The following is a 14,879-nucleotide window of genomic DNA, read 5'->3' on the forward strand; positions in this document are numbered from 1 at the left end:
AATCGCCAACGTTGCAGGAATGTGCGGAACGCCGAAGCCGCCAATCTCCCCCAAGTGGGGGAGATGTCCGGTAGGACAGAGGGGGGCGCCGTAGAGCGCTACGGACGCTAAGCGGCATTCGGCACAACACCTGCGGGATTCCGCACAAGCTCTTCGCGGCGCACAGCTATGTTCAGGGCTTCCAGGAGGCACCCATGAGCATTGTCGTGTTCGACCCCGACAGCACTGAGGACGTCGACTTCAAAAACCGCATGCGCCACCCGGCGGCCGCCGATCCGGCCGGCGGCATGTGGCTGTCCGACACCGAGCCGTCCTTCATCGATGCGGACGCGCTGCGCAAGGGGCGGCTGGCCAAGCTGCGCGCCTGGATGCGCGAGGCCGGTTATGGCGCCGTCGTGCTGTTCGATCCCTATAACCAGCGCTACGCCACCGGCTCGCGCAACATGTTCGGTTATTTCCTTCGCAACTCGACCCGCTACTTCTTCATCCCGACCGAAGGGCCGATCGTGCTGTTCGAATATCCGCAGAGCTATCATGTCTCGATGGTGCTCGACACGATCGACGAGGCGCGGCCGTCCAAGCTGGTGTGGTCTTCGGTGTCGGGCCGCGACGACGAAACCGCGGGTCCCTTCGCCGACGAGATCGCCGAACTGCTCAAGGCGCATGGCGGCGGCTCGATGAAGCTCGGCCTCGACCGTTGCGGCCATCTGCAGGCGCTGGCGCTGGAAAAGCGCGGCTGCGAGGTCCGGGATTGTCAGGGCGAGATCCTCGCCGTGCGGGCGGTCAAGACGCCCGAAGAAATAAAATGCCTGCAGGTCTCGATGGCCGGCGCCGAGGCCGCCGTCTATGCCGTGCGTGAGGCGATCAAGCCCGGCGTGTCCGAAAACGATCTGTTCGCCATCATGTATCACGAGGTGATCCGGCAGGGCGGTGAGTTCATCGAAACGCGTTTGCTGACTTCGGGCCAGCGCACCAACCCGTGGTTCAACGAAGCCAGCGGCCGCAAGATCAGGCCGGGCGAACTTTTGGCGCTGGATACCGATACGATCGGCTGCTACGGCTATTATTCGGACTTCTCGCGCACCTTCCGCTGCGGCCCGGGCAAGCCGACGGATTATCAGAAATCGCTCTACCGCATGGCCCACGACCAGGTTCAGCACAACATCTCGATCGTCAGGCCGGGCATGGCGTTTCGCGAGATTGCCGAAAAGGCCTGGAAGATCCCGGACCGTTTCGTCGACCAGCGCTACACGTCTGTCATGCACGGCGTCGGCATGCATGGCGAGACGCCGTTCATCGCGCACGCCATGGACTACGAGACCTACGGCCGCGACGGTTTTGTCGTGCCCGGCATGGTGGTCAGCGTCGAGAGCTATATCGGCGAAAAAGGCGGACGCGAGGGTGTCAAGCTCGAGGACGAGATCCTGGTCACCGAGACCGGCACCGAGCTTCTGTCGCGCTTTCCCTATGAGGACGATTTTCTGGAGGAACAGGTTTGATCCCAGTATCCACCAGTGGCCCCAGTGCAGTATCGCAAACATTCGAGACTAGCCGCAGCGCTCATGCTTTCGTCATCCTAGGGCGGAGCAAGGAGCGAAGCGACGCAGCGCAGACCCTAAGATCCATGCCGCTACATCTCGGCTTCGAGACGGTGCAGAACTCTGTTCCGCTGCATTCTTCGCTAGAGGTAACGGCATGGATTCCAGGGTCTCCGCGACGCCGCTTCGCGGCTGCTACGCCCTGGAATGACGAAGTTCAGGTATCCGAATGAAAGGCCCGATCTCGATCAAACGCGGCACGGTGGCCGCGGTGTTCGTCGACCTCCAGGAGGAGCATCGGCAGGACAAGCGCTATCTGGTCGAAGGTTTCGCCGACATCCTCGCCAACGTCCAGCGCCTGCAGGCGGCGGCACGGGCCAACGATGTGCTGCTCTACCATTCGGCCTATATCGTCGATCTCACCAGGGAGGCGCGGCGGTTCCATCCGGTCGATGCGAATGGCAGGTCGGCCTTCTCCGACAAGGACGATCCGCTGACGGCGATCTGCCCGGAAGTGGCGCCGGTCGCCGGCGAGATGATGCTGGTCAAGACTGAGGCCAGCGCCTTCGGTGCGGGCCCTGCCGCCGGCCGGCTCAAGGCCGAAGGGATCGAGTGGCTGGTCGTTGCCGGCGTGTGGACCGAGGCCTGCATCGACGCCACCGTCAGGGATGCAGTGTCATCAGGCTTTCGGGTGCTGCTGGTCAAGGATGCGTGCGGCAGCGGCAGCACGGCGATGCACCAGACCGCCATCCTCAACCTTGCCAACCGGCTCTATGGCGGCGCCGTCACCACCACCGACGGCGCCTGCCGGCTGATGGCAGGCGAGACGGTCGATGCATGGCAGGTCGTGGGCTCGGTGCCTTTGCGCTTCACCTATGAAAACGCCGCCCGGCTATACGACGAACTCTGACGCTTCCAGGGTCCAGAAACAAGGGTCCGGAAGGATGGCCACGACTGTCGATCAGCCCGAAACAGCAAAACGGGAAAAATACGCGACGCTGCTCGAGCCGGCACTGTGGACCTATATCGACCGGGTCAACGCATGGTATCCGCCCGAAATGGACCTGCCGGTCGACAAGCAGCGGGCGATCTATGACGCGATGTGCCGGGCATTCCACGCAGGCACTCCCGCAGGCGTCGAAGCCAGTGACGGGACGGTTGCCGCCGGCGACCATGCGATCCCGATCAGGCGCTACCAGTTGGCGGGCAAGGCGCCACAAGCGATGGTCGTCTATTATCACGGCGGCGGCTTTGTGCTTGGCGGGCTCGACAGCCATGACGACATCTGCGCCGAGATCTGCGCCGGCACCGGCTTTGCAGTCTTGTCCGCCGACTACCGGCTGGCGCCAGAACATCTACATCCGGCCGCTTTCGACGATGCGCTGGCGGTGTTCGAGTGGGCGGCGACAACAACGGCCCTGCCGATCGTGCTGTGCGGTGAGAGCGCCGGCGGCAATCTTGCCGCCGGGGTGGCGCATGCGGCGCGCCGCCACCCCCGCCCCGCAATTGGCCAGGTGCTGGTCTACCCCGAGTTGGGCGGTCCGGAGCCAGGCGGCAAAGAGAGCGCCGGCTCGTATGTCGAGCACGCCGAGGCGCCGCTGCTGACGCTCAGCGACATCGAATTCTATCGCCAGGTCCGCTCCGGCAAGGCACAATCACCGGACGACCCGACCTTCCTGCCGCTGCGCGACACTGACTTCTCCGGCCTGCCGCCGACGGTCATCGTCACAGCGCAATGCGATCCGCTGTCATCGGACGGCGAGGCCTATCGCGACCGCATCCTTGCCGCCGGCGGCCGCGCCTGGTGGTACGAGGAGCAGCGCCTCGTGCACAGTTTCCTGCGCGCCCGCAAAACCGTGCCACGGGCCGGCGAAGCGTTCACCCGCATCGTCGCCGCCATCGTCACGCTCGGCAAGGGCGACTGGTTGTAGGGAGGGCGAAGCGCGACGCTCGTGCCGGCCAGGGAAGCGCGAAGGCCCCCTCTCCGGTTTGCTACTGCAAACCACCTCTCCCCCAGTTTGTGGGGGCGAGGAACCCAAGCTTTCCTAGATCGCGACTTCAGCGAATGGCGATTCCTCGCCCCCATTCTTCATGGGGGAGAGGTGGTTTGCGCAGCAAACCGGAGAGGGGCCTTCCTTCCATGCGCTGCCCATCTCTCGTGCGGAACAGCGCACAACAACTGCGGAAACCCGAACACTTCGCCCGTGAAACCCGCACTATCATTGCCCATGGCTAAAGGCGCCCGGCCGACCGCATCCGCCCCGCGAAGCGGTCGACCGGGCGCCGACAGGGAGGATACGACGATGAAATTCATGCTGACCGACAGAGCGTTGCATCCGCAGGCTGAGCCCGTCGCCGACGGCTTCAGGAAGGGCAGCATGAACCGGCGCGAGTATCTCGCCACCATGGCTGCGCTCGGTGTCAGCGCCGCCGGCGCGTTGGCGCTTGGCGGCCTCGCGCCTTCCCCGGCCAGGGCGCAGGAGCCGAAGCGCGGCGGCGTCTTACGCGTCGCCATGAACGTCAAGGGCTGGAAGGACCCGCGCACCTTTGACGGCGTTGAAATGTCCAATGTCGCCCGCCAGTGCAACGAATATCTGGTGCGCTGGAACCGCGATTTCACCTTCGAGCCGTGGCTGCTCGAGAGCTGGGAGACCAGCGATGACGCTCGCGTGCTGACGCTGCACGTCCGCAAGGGTATCACTTGGTCGAACGGCGACACCTTCAACGCCGACGATGTCGTCCACAACCTGACGCGCTGGTGCGACGCGAGCGTTGCCGGCAATTCGGTCGCCGAGCGCATGGGCGCGCTGGTCGACGCCGCCACCAAGAAACCCATCGACGGCGGCATCGAGCGTGTCGACGACTTTACCGTCCGGCTCAATTTGCCGAAGCCCGACATTTCGCTGATTGCCGGCATGACCGACTATCCGGCACTGATCATGCACCGCAGCTACGATGGCGACGGCGATCCGCTGAAGGCGCTGGCGATTACCACTGGACCTTGCGAACTGGTGGCATGGGACGCCGAAGTCGGCGCCGAGGTCCGCCGCAAGGACAAGCCGTGGTGGAAAGGCGACTTCTGGCTCGACGGCATCCAATGGGTCGACTACGGCTCCGATCCTAATGCGATGTTCTCGGCTTTTGAATCGGGCGAGATCGACACCAACCACGAAACCGCCGCCGATACGGTTTCGCAAACCGACGCCATGGATCTGAGCAATTCGGAGCTTGCCACCGGCTCGACCATCGTCGCGCGTTTCAACGTCGGCAATCCACCCTATGACGACATCAGGGTGCGGCGCGCCGCCCAGCTCGCGGTCGACAACAGCGCGATCCTGAAGATCGGCATGGACGACCGCGGCAAGCCGGCCGAGAACCACCATGTCGGGCCGATGCATGCCGAATACGCCGACATCGGCCCGGCCGTCCGCAATGTGGATCAAGCCAAGGCGCTGCTTGCCGAGGCCGGCAAATCCGACCACGAATACGACCTCATCTCCGTCGATGTCGACTGGCAGAAGAACACCGGCGACGCCATCGCCGCGCAGATGCGCGACGCCGGGCTGAAGGTCAAACGCACCGTGCTGCCGGCGGCGACGTTCTGGAACGACTGGAGCAAATATCCCTTCTCCTGCACCGAGTGGCTCGGCCGGCCGCTGGGCGTCCAGGTGCTGGCGCTGGCCTACAGATCGGGTGCTGCCTGGAACGAGACCGCTTATGCCAATCCGGAGTTCGATGCTTTGCTCGACAAGGCGCTGGCCACACCCGACGCCGGCGAGCGCCGCGAGATCATGGCCAAGATCGAACAGAATTTGCGCGATTCCGGCATCATCATCCAGCCCTACTGGCGCTCGGTCTACCGCACCTATCGCAAGGGCGTGCATGGCTGCGAGCAGCACCAGTCGCTGGAGCAGCATTTCGACAAGGTTTGGCTCGAGGCGTGATAGCGGGTGCCGTCCCTCCAGCCTCTCAAGACCTGGGTTCCTCGCCCACGCGAAGCGGGGGAGAGGTGGCCGCGAAGCGGCCGGAGAGGGGGCTTTCGTAGAGCGCGGTTCCCCCTCTCCGTCTCGGCTTCGCCGAGCCACCTCTCCCCCACTTTCGTGGGGGCGAGGAACCCAAGCTGGAATGAAGCCGCCTTTCCCGCCAATCTCGGAGCATCGACGATCGTCGCGCCACACGGGTCAGCGAGCGGTGCCCGATTTTGAAATCTCCCGTCCAAGCCGCACCGTTTCGCGCACCAGCAGGTCCAGATCGTCGCGCCGGGTGCGGTGGTTGTTGATCGCGACCCTGAGGCAATGCTGGCCGTGCACCGTCGTATCCGAAAGGGCTGCGATGCCTTCTTCCTGCAGCCTCAGCATGATCTCGGTGTTGAGTGCCTTCTGCCGCTCTCCCGTCAGCCCGTCGCCGCGGTAGCGAAAACAGACAATGTTGATGCTCGGCGGCGCGACCAGTTCCAGCAGCGGCTCGGCCTCGATCAGCATGCCGAGCGTGTGGCCCTGCGCGATGTTCTGGTCGATCAGACGGCCAAACTTCTCGATGCCGTGCTCCTTCAGCGCCATCCAAACTTTCAGGGCCCTGAAACCGCGTGACGTCTGCAGGCCAAAATCATGCAGCCACTGTCCGGAGGCGAGGCCGCGCGGCGTCGATTCCAGATATTCCGGCGTCACCGCGAACGTATTGCGATGGGCCGAGGCATCTCGGATCAGGGCGCAGCCGACCTCGAAGGGAGCGTGCAGCCATTTGTGCGGATCGAGCGCGATGGAGTGGGCCTGCTCGATGCCGGCCACACGATGGGAATTTTCCGGTGCAATGGCGATCAGCGCGCCGATGCAGCCGTCGACATGGAACCAGAGGTCCTCTTGCACCGCCAGCCTTGCAAGCGCCTGCAGATCGTCGATCGCTCCGGTGTTCACCGTGCCGGCCGTGCCGATCACGCAGGCCGGCCGAAAACCCGCCTTGCGGTCCTCGGCGATCGCCGCCCGCAAGGCTCCGATGTCGATCCGCAATCCGGCATCGGTCGGGATGCGGCGCAGCGCCCGATTGCCGAGGCCAAGCGCCTCCATCGCCTTGCGATGGCAGGAGTGAAGCTGATCCGAGCCATAGAAACGCAGCGGCTTGTCGATGGCGGCAACGCCATGCTCGCGCACGTCGATGCCTGCCCTAGCGTTGCGTGCCACGGTCAGCCCGATGATGTTGGCCATCGAGCCGCCGCTGACCAGCGTGCCGCTGGCCGACTGGGGAAAGCCCATCATCTGCTTGCACCAGTCGACGACCTGGCTATCCATCAGCGCGGCGGCATGGTTGCCGCCGCCGAGGTTGGAACCCTGGACCGCCGCCAGGAAATCGCCGAGCGCCCCGGTGAAATTGCTCGACCCCATGTACCAGGACCAGAAGCGCGGATGGATGTTGCCCATGGGGTAGGCCATCACGTTCCGCGCAACCTCGCCATAGACTTGGGCAAGCGGTTGAGGCGATCGCGGCAGCGGTGCCGCGAAGAAGGTTTTCACCTCTTCGGGCATGTCCTGCCACACCGGGCGCTCGCGGACATCGCGCAGATAGTCGACGGCATCGTCGACGATCCGGTGCGACAGCGCTTGAACCTCGGCCCAGTCGACCGGATCGAGCGTTTCTTCGGCAACCATACCGCCCCTACTGGCGGCCTTCAGCATGGCGTCCATCCGCGTCGCTCCCGATCCGCAATTACTCGGCCGGGAACTGGCAGCCCGGCGTCGAACGCGACAGCGCGATCTCCTCCGCGTCCATCTCGGCTTCGATGCCGTCGAACAGCGGCGTCGTCATGTAGCGTTCGCCGGTGTCGGGAAGCATGCACAGGATCACCGAGCCGGGTGCAGCTTTTTCCGCGATCTGGCGCGCCACGGCAAAAGTGGCCCCGCCGGAGATGCCGGTGAAAATCCCTTCCTTTTGCGCCAGCGCCTTGGCCCATTTGATGCCCTCGGGTCCGGGAACAGGCACCACCTCGTCATAGAGGCTGGCATCGACCGCCTCCTGCAGGACGTGGGGGATGAAATCCGGGGTCCAGCCCTGGATCGGGTGCGGCTCGAACGCCGGATGGCTGGCGGCTGGCGCGCCGTCGGGGCCGCGCTCCTGCGCCTTGCCGCTGCCGATCAGCTGGGCATTGGCGGGCTCGGCCAGAACGATCCGGGTTTCGGGACGCTCACGGCGCAGCACGCGCCCGACACCGACCACGGTGCCGCCGGTTCCGTAGCCGGTGACGAAGCAGTCGAGCCGCGATCCGGCGAAGTCGTTGATGATCTCGCGCGCCGTCGTCGCCTCGTGAATGGCGGCATTGGCCTTGGTCTCGAATTGGCGGGCCAGGAACCAGCCATTGGCCTCGGCGAGCTCGACCGCCTTGTTGTACATGCCAAAACCCTTCTGGGCGCGGGGCGTCAGCACCACCTTGGCGCCCAGCATGCGCATCAGCTTGCGGCGCTCGATGGAGAAACTGTCGGCCATCGTCACCACCAGCGGATAACCCTTCTGCGCGCAGACCATGGCCAGCCCGATGCCGGTGTTGCCACTGGTCGCCTCGACGACGGTCTGGCCCGGCTTCAAGGCGCCGCTGCGCTCGCCCTCCTCGATGATGTTGAGCGCCAGCCGGTCCTTCACCGACGCCGCCGGATTGAAGAACTCGGCCTTCACATAGATCGTCACATGATCGGGGCCGAGATTGTTGACCCTGATCACCGGCGTATCGCCGACCGTGTCGATAATGCTGTCGAACAGGCGGCCGCGCCCGGCCGTGGTTCTGATTTTCCGTTGCTGCAACATGTCTGCTCTCCTCTTTTTGTTGTTGTCACGAGCCGGTTACAAACCGGCGGCTTGGGCGGCGAGGTTTCGAGACCTTGCCGCAGTACGGTTGCTTTGCCGGCATGTGGCCCGGAAAAGGGCGATGCCAGCAGCCGGCGCGGAAATTCGTTGCCGGATGCACTCTATCGCTTTCGATGGTAGAACAGAGGACAACTGGCCAGCGTGGGAGCAAGCGTGGAAACGCACGTGGAATCCGCTCGATCGAGCCTGGACGGCGCAACGGCCGGGCTGTCCGTGCGGCTGCTCGGACCGCTGACGGTCATCCGCGACGGCGCCACCGTGCAATTGCCGGCATCGCGCAAGCTGCGCGCGCTCTTCGCCTATCTGGCGCTTGCGCCACATGCCGTCGGCCGCAGCCGTCTGTGCGAGCTGCTGTGGGATGTGCCGAACGATCCGCGCGGCGAGCTTCGCTGGTGCCTCAGCAAGCTCAGGGGCGTTCTCGACGAACCGGATCACCGCAGGATCGAAACGTCAGGCGACACGATCGCGCTTCATCTGAAAGGCGTTTCCGTCGACGCGATCGACATCGCCTCGGCGGCCGCTGGAGGAATCGAGACGCTCGATCTTGAGCGGCTGAAAGCCCTGTCCGGGCTGCTCGTCGGCGATTTCCTCGATGGGCTGGAGATCGACCGCAGCCCGCATTTCAACAGCTGGCTGGTCGCGCAGCGCCGCCGCTTCAGCTCCTGGCACGCCGCCATCCTGGAACATCTCGTCAGCAAGCTCCCGGCGGATGCCGACGAAACGTTAGCGCATCTGGAAAAGTGGGTGGAACTCGCCCCCTTCGACGGGCGTGCGCATCTGACTCTTCTGACAAGGCTGGCGCAGCGCGGCCAGATCGGCGAGTGTGAGGAACATCTCGCTTCCGCGGCGCAGCTGTTTGCTTCGGAGGATCTGGATTTTGGACCCGTTCGTGAGGCATGGCAGACGATCCGCAGCGAACGACCTGCCGCGACGCTTTGGGCGCGACCGGCACTCTTGCCCGCGGCCTCGCCAGCGTCAATTGTGCTTCCTGATACTGCCGCATCGGAGAAGGCTTCGCTTGCGGTTATGCCGTTTGTCGAGGAGGCGGCTATCTCAGGTGTTTGCGGCGGCCCCTCTCGCGGCGGATTGGCCGACGGCCTGACCCACGACATCATCACCCGTCTGGCCAAGCTGAGGGACTTCTTCGTCATCGCCCGCGGCTCGGTCTTTGCGCTGGCGGAGAAAAATATCGCGCCGGAAGATGCCGGCCGGCGGCTGAACGTCGACTATGTGACCACCGGGACGGTGCGCAGCCAGGGAGGCCGCGTCGTGGTCGCCGTCGAACTTGTCGAGGTGCGCACAGCCAGGATCATCTGGGCCGAGACGTTCGAACGCAAGCCCGACGACATCTTTGCCGTCCTCGACGATATCGGCAACAGCATCGTCTCGTCGATCTCGACCGAGATCGAGGTGGTCGAGCGCAACCGCGCCATGCTTAAAGCGCCCAACTCGCTGAACGCCTGGGAGGCCTACCATCGAGGTCTCTGGCACATGTATCGCTTCACCCGCACCGAAAACGAGCAGGCCCGGCATTTCTTCGGCATGGCCCTGAAGCTCGATCCGACCTTCGCCCGCGCCTATGCCGGCCTGTCCTTCACCCATTGGCAGAACGCCTTTCAGCGCTGGGGAGACCGCGACCAGGAAAGCGCGCGCGCCTTTGAGGCGGCCGGCCAAAGTCTTCTGGTCGACGATCACAATCCGGCCGCGCACTGGGCTATGGGCCGGGCTCTGTGGCTGCGCGGCGAGCAGGACGGCTCTCTCATCGAGCTGGAACGGGCCGTGGATCTCAGCCCGAACTTCGCGCTCGGCCACTACGCGCTTTCGTTTGTACACTCGCAGTCGGGCGATCCAAACGCCGCGATCGGTTCATCCGACCATTCGCGTCATCTGAGCCCGTTCGATCCGCTGCTGTTCGGCATGCTCGGCGCCAGGGCGATGGCGCATGTCCGCCTCGGCCAGTTCGACGAGGCCGCCGAATGGGCGCTCAAAGCCGCCGCCCGGCCCAACGCCCATGCCATCATCCTGGCGATCGCAGCCCACTGCCTTGCGCTGGCGGGGCGGCTTGACGAGGCCCGCACTTTCGCGGCCGCCATCCGCAAGACGCTGCCGAACTACTGCGCCGACGATTTCATCGGCACCTTCCGGTTCGAGCCGGACGCATCGGCACTGTTCCGGCAAGGCGCCAAGCGCATCGGGCTGGGGTGATCCAACCCCAGCTCGGCCTGACACTGCTCTAACGGTCAAGACCACGATCCTCGCCGGCCGAAAACCGACAAAAAGCCCCGCAATCGCGAAAGCCGCGTTAGTCGCAGCTATATGCCGAGCATCGTCTTGGCTTGGTTGAGGGCAGCCTCCGACCCTGCATGATCACCGGCCGCGTGCAATTTCTCGCCTTGGGCGCGCAGTTCTTTGACTTTGGTCATATCGGCCTCGGAGAGGGTCGCGGTCGGCAACGCCGCGTCGATCGCGGCCATGATGGTCGGGCATGATTTTGCAAAGGCTGTCGCAGGAACGACCGCCAGGAAAACCGCAAGCGAAATTGATCGTAACATGGACGTTTCTCCCTCGCCGGCTCGCGGAACGCGCCGCGTCGACGACCGGCATAGGGATGGTACAGCTAATGCTTGGGTGTGCCAATCACGATGATGCCGCTGGGTTCGTTTCTGAACCTTTCATCACGGCTGGTCGCCACCAACATCGTCATGTCCAACGCAGACGCCAGGTTCGCAGCAATCGTCGGACCGTCGCAAAATTCCTCGACCACAGCGGATCAGGTGGGCTCAACGGATCTGACATTGCCTTCGGTATCCACAAGGCAGCGTGTCTTCTTTCCGCTGGCATCGAGTTCGACCTGATAGGTTTTGGGATCGAGCTTGCTCGATGAAACCGGAAGTATCTTCGTGCTGTCGACGCCGCTCGCCTTGGCGACCGCGTTAGCGCAAAGAAGCTGAAGGTCCGCCGGGGCCGTCTCGACCTGGGTCCTGGACATCTGATCCTGAGGAGGCGGCGGCGGCGCGCTGACGCAAGCGCTCAGGGCCCCTACCAAGAATCCAATTGCTGTTGCCCGGATCGACGTTCTCACTGCACGTTTTGCCAACATTGCTTGTCCCTCTCCGAATGCCGCTTCACACACCCCGGCTTCACACACCCTTGTAAAGTGCCGCCCCCTGCATGAGAACGATGACCTTGGCCCCAACCTTGACGCGGGATGCGAGATCGGTGATGTCGTCGTTCCTCATCCGGATACACCCTGATGACACGTCGAGCCCGATCGTCCAGGGCTCCGGCGTGCCGTGTATCCGGTAGATCGTGTCTTGATCGCGCTCATACAGATAGAGCGCCCTTGCGCCGAGCGGATTGTCAGGCCCCCCCGGCATGCCTCCCGCATGTTTGACCGCGTTCGGATCACGAGCGATCATTTCGGCCGGAGGCGTCCAGGTCGGCCATTCTGCCATGCGGCCGACGCGCACGATTCCAGCCCATCCAAATCCTTCCCGGCCCACGCCGATACCGTAGCGCATGGCCCGCTGACCCGGCTGCACAAGGTAGAGGAAATGCTGGTTGCCATCGATGATGATCGTACCGGGCACTTCCGCGGTGCGGAACTTGACCATCTGCGGACGAAACGCCTCTGGCACTTCATTATGCGCGGCATAGTATTTGCGCGCCTTGGTACGGTCGTAGTCCACCCATTTGCGGGTTTTCGGATCGAAAACCTGTGTTCCCGCAGCCAGCGCCGCAACCGCGACAAGACCGAGCGCTGCCGCGACAATTGCCGTAAGGGATTTCCGCTGGAGAGCGGCGCGTCCTGCGATGATCAGCTTTCTGGTCATGGATTTGCCCACCCGTGCACCCGAGCGCCCTGCGCGGCAACCCATTGCTTGGCGTATTCGTAAGGATCCTGACGCTCCACCTGAAGCGCATAACTCATCTTTGTAACGTCCTCGGGTTTGAGGTCGACCTGTTCCAGGAACTCGACCACCTTCGGATATTTCTTGCGCAATGAGGTGGCATAAGCGATGTGGAAATGTGCGGTATCCCATGACACCGGCGCGCTGGACTTCGAGACCCAGAGCGGGTCCTCGGAAGGCAGCACGATCTTCCACTTTGCCGGGTCAAAAGGCGGCTCGGTAAGCCGGACAATTTCGTGCAGTTTAAACACGTGATGCGGCGCGTAGCAGGCAAACACCATCGGATGAGCCGTAGCAACCGCGGCATCGACAGCCGCCATTCCGACATCCTCCGGCGTCTCCAGCAATGTCATTGTCTTGGCATAGCCATAGCTGTTGGCGCGTACACGCTCGATGGCTGTGGAGGACCAACCCTCAGCGCCAATCCAGAGTTCTCCACGTCCGTCCCGATCAGTGTCCAACGCGGCAGTTTTGCGTGGGTCGGTGAGATCCGAAATGTCGCGAATGCCAAATTTGTCGGCAGTTTCGCGGGTAGCGCATATGCCTTGCCATGCCTGCACACCGATGGGACTGATGGCTACCGTGCCGGCACCGTCGACATACTTCTTCACCAGATTGTCGAGATTGGGCAGCCAGATTTCGGGATGAATATCCACCTCGCCCGAATTGAGGCCGGCAAAGGCGATAAGCGTCCCCATCTCGCGCACATCGGCATCGAGCCCGAAATGTTGCTTCAGGCTTACCTTGAGAATGTTTGCCGTCGCCTGGCCCGACGGCCAGTTCGGCATTGCAATGACGAGATCAGCCGCGTGGACCGGGACCGCCAGCATCGTCAATGCCGCCAGCGACATTCTCCGCAGGCACTGCCGAAATCGGTTGTGCATTTTCTTCCCCCTCGATTCGGTGCTGAAATGAACCGGGACGGGTACAATCTGTCACGGCAAGCACCGGGTTGTGACACCAGCCCCCATCTGCCGACGGCAACTGCTGAAGGTGCGGCAGTGCATTCGCCAAAGAGAGCGCCGTCACATGCCGCCCTGCACGCTACTCGATGACATCCCGTCTGGGAAGATACTCAAAACGCGGCCCCCGGGCCCAATGTTTAGGATGTCCGCGGTGGCGGTCAAGGCCGCCGAGAATCCGAGATGGTCAATACCAGTGAAATGATGCAGGTTCTTCTGGACCACGTGGCAAGCAGGCCGCTAAGTAGACGCAGCTTCCTGGTTTCAGCATATGGACCCTCTTGGGTAATACGAATTGAAAATTGCGCCCTCATGTTTCAAAACAGGTCGGTAGATTCGCGAGGATGGTTTCGTGCGGGTCACCGACGGTCCTCAAGCCGAGAATTCTAAAAGACTTTCAACAATGACCCAGCACGTACAAAATGCTCGAATTCTCATGTACAGCCACGACACGTTCGGGCTCGGCCACTTGCAGCGCTGCCGGACGATCGCGCATTCGCTGGTTGAGGATTTCCGCGGACTTCAGGTGCTTATCATTTCGGGTGCGACTATCGCTGGCGCCTTCGACTACCGCGCCCGTGTCGACTTCGTGAAGATCCCCAGCGTCATCAAGTTGCGCAACGGCGAATACACCTCGCTGGAAAAGGATATCGATCTGCATGAGACACTAAGGATGCGCCAGTCGATCATCCGCCACACAGCCGAGACCTTCCGGCCGGATATCTTCATCGTCGACAAGGAACCGCTCGGCCTGCGTGGTGAAATCGAGGACACCCTGTCCTACCTCAAGACGCGGGGCACCACGCTCGTGCTTGGCCTGCGCGAGGTGATGGACGCGCCGCATCTGCTCGAAGCAGAGTGGGCACGCAGGGATGTGATGCGCAAGATAGGCCTGTTCTACGACAAGATCTGGGCCTATGGTCCGCCGGATTTCTACGATCCGTTGACCGGCTTGGATGTGCCGCCGGCTATCAGAGCAAAGATGAAGTTCGTCGGTTTCCTGCAACGGAGCCTGCAGAAGAACGAGTTGCCCGGCCACCGGCCCGAGGGCGACTATATCCTCGTTACCACCGGTGGCGGCGGTGACGGCGCCGAACTGATCCACAGCGTCATCGATGCCTATCAGCAGGATCCGCAATTGCAGCATAGGGCGCTGATCGTGCTCGGGCCTTACATGCCGGCGCGCAAGCGCAACAAGCTGCTCAAGAAGGGGTCCAAGATCCCATATATCAAGATCATCGAGTTCGACAACCGCATGGAAGAGCTGATTGCCGGCGCCAAGGCAGTCGTGGCGATGGGCGGTTACAACACCTATTGCGAGATACTGTCTTTCGACAAGCCGGCGCTGATCGTGCCGCGCGTCAAGCCCCGCGAGGAACAACTGATCCGAGCACGGCGCGCAGCCGAACTCGGCCTCATCGAGATGCTTTTGCCGGAAGAAGCCGAGGATTCCCAGCGGTTTGCCAATGCACTGGAGGTGCTGCCGGACCGGCCCGGCCCATCGCAGAGCCATCCGCATCTGACGCTGGAAGGGCTGCCTCACATTTCCGAAATCGTCGCGGAACTGCTCGACCGGCGGGGCGGCCATCACCTTTCGGTCATTGAAGGCATGAACTGAG

At 63.2% G+C, this 14,879-nt stretch carries 12 protein-coding genes; 6 read left to right on the forward strand and 6 right to left on the reverse strand.

The genetic code is table 11. The features are described from left to right. Nucleotides 1–194 precede the first annotated feature (194 nt). The 4 genes from CIT26_RS29125 to CIT26_RS29145 all read left to right on the forward strand — a co-directional run bounded on the left by CIT26_RS29125 (nt 195) and on the right by CIT26_RS29145 (nt 5,482). Nucleotides 195–1,499: a M24 family metallopeptidase gene (locus tag CIT26_RS29125; protein ID WP_095495724.1), complete on the forward strand. Its 1,305-nt coding sequence runs from the start codon at nt 195–197 to the stop codon at nt 1,497–1,499. Between the two features lie 268 nt (nt 1,500–1,767). Beyond that, on the forward strand, nt 1,768–2,448 hold the full coding sequence (locus CIT26_RS29135; RefSeq protein ID WP_095495725.1) for an isochorismatase family protein: 681 nt from the start codon (nt 1,768–1,770) through the stop codon (nt 2,446–2,448). A gap of 34 nt (nt 2,449–2,482) precedes the next feature. After that, on the forward strand, nt 2,483–3,469 hold the full coding sequence (locus tag CIT26_RS29140) for an alpha/beta hydrolase (RefSeq protein ID WP_095495726.1): 987 nt from the start codon (nt 2,483–2,485) through the stop codon (nt 3,467–3,469). 372 nt (nt 3,470–3,841) lie between these two features. Continuing rightward, the gene (locus CIT26_RS29145) at nt 3,842–5,482 is read left to right on the forward strand and encodes an ABC transporter substrate-binding protein (protein ID WP_095495727.1); all 1,641 of its coding nucleotides are present in this window, start codon (nt 3,842–3,844) and stop codon (nt 5,480–5,482) included. A 237-nt stretch (nt 5,483–5,719) separates the two neighbouring features. On the opposite strand, the gene CIT26_RS29150 is transcribed toward CIT26_RS29145, so the two are convergent. Beyond that, entirely contained in the window at nt 5,720–7,207 is a 1,488-nt protein-coding gene (locus tag CIT26_RS29150; RefSeq protein WP_425350384.1) for a pyridoxal phosphate-dependent decarboxylase family protein, read from the reverse strand. Nucleotides 7,208–7,238: 31 nt separating this feature from the next. Continuing rightward, complete coding sequence (locus CIT26_RS29155) at nt 7,239–8,327, reverse strand: PLP-dependent cysteine synthase family protein (protein WP_095495729.1); 1,089 nt, start codon at nt 8,325–8,327, stop codon at nt 7,239–7,241. A gap of 213 nt (nt 8,328–8,540) precedes the next feature. On the opposite strand from CIT26_RS29155, the gene CIT26_RS29160 reads away from it, so the two are divergent. Continuing rightward, the gene (locus tag CIT26_RS29160; protein WP_245319592.1) at nt 8,541–10,592 is read left to right on the forward strand and encodes a transcriptional regulator; all 2,052 of its coding nucleotides are present in this window, start codon (nt 8,541–8,543) and stop codon (nt 10,590–10,592) included. Nucleotides 10,593–10,699: 107 nt separating this feature from the next. On the opposite strand, the gene CIT26_RS29165 is transcribed toward CIT26_RS29160, so the two are convergent. From CIT26_RS29165 to CIT26_RS29180, 4 genes are all read right to left on the reverse strand, one after another. Then, a complete protein-coding gene (locus CIT26_RS29165) occupies nt 10,700–10,939 on the reverse strand; it encodes a hypothetical protein (RefSeq protein ID WP_095495730.1) in 240 nt (79 codons plus the stop codon). A gap of 218 nt (nt 10,940–11,157) precedes the next feature. Beyond that, complete coding sequence (locus CIT26_RS29170; RefSeq protein ID WP_095495731.1) at nt 11,158–11,487, reverse strand: hypothetical protein; 330 nt, start codon at nt 11,485–11,487, stop codon at nt 11,158–11,160. 40 nt (nt 11,488–11,527) lie between these two features. Further along, the gene (locus CIT26_RS29175) at nt 11,528–12,220 is read right to left on the reverse strand and encodes a L,D-transpeptidase (protein WP_167391556.1); all 693 of its coding nucleotides are present in this window, start codon (nt 12,218–12,220) and stop codon (nt 11,528–11,530) included. Then, nucleotides 12,217–13,182: an ABC transporter substrate-binding protein gene (locus CIT26_RS29180; RefSeq protein ID WP_095495733.1), complete on the reverse strand. Its 966-nt coding sequence runs from the start codon at nt 13,180–13,182 to the stop codon at nt 12,217–12,219. The genes CIT26_RS29175 and CIT26_RS29180 overlap by 4 nt, the downstream gene beginning before the upstream one ends. Nucleotides 13,183–13,663: 481 nt before the next feature. Between CIT26_RS29180 and CIT26_RS29185 the strand changes: the two genes are divergently transcribed. Next, entirely contained in the window at nt 13,664–14,878 is a 1,215-nt protein-coding gene (locus tag CIT26_RS29185) for a glycosyltransferase family protein (protein WP_095495734.1), read from the forward strand. Nucleotide 14,879: the final 1 nt, after the last annotated feature.

Origin of the sequence: Mesorhizobium temperatum, from assembly GCF_002284575.1 — a bacterium.
Classification (GTDB): domain Bacteria; phylum Pseudomonadota; class Alphaproteobacteria; order Rhizobiales; family Rhizobiaceae; genus Mesorhizobium; species Mesorhizobium temperatum.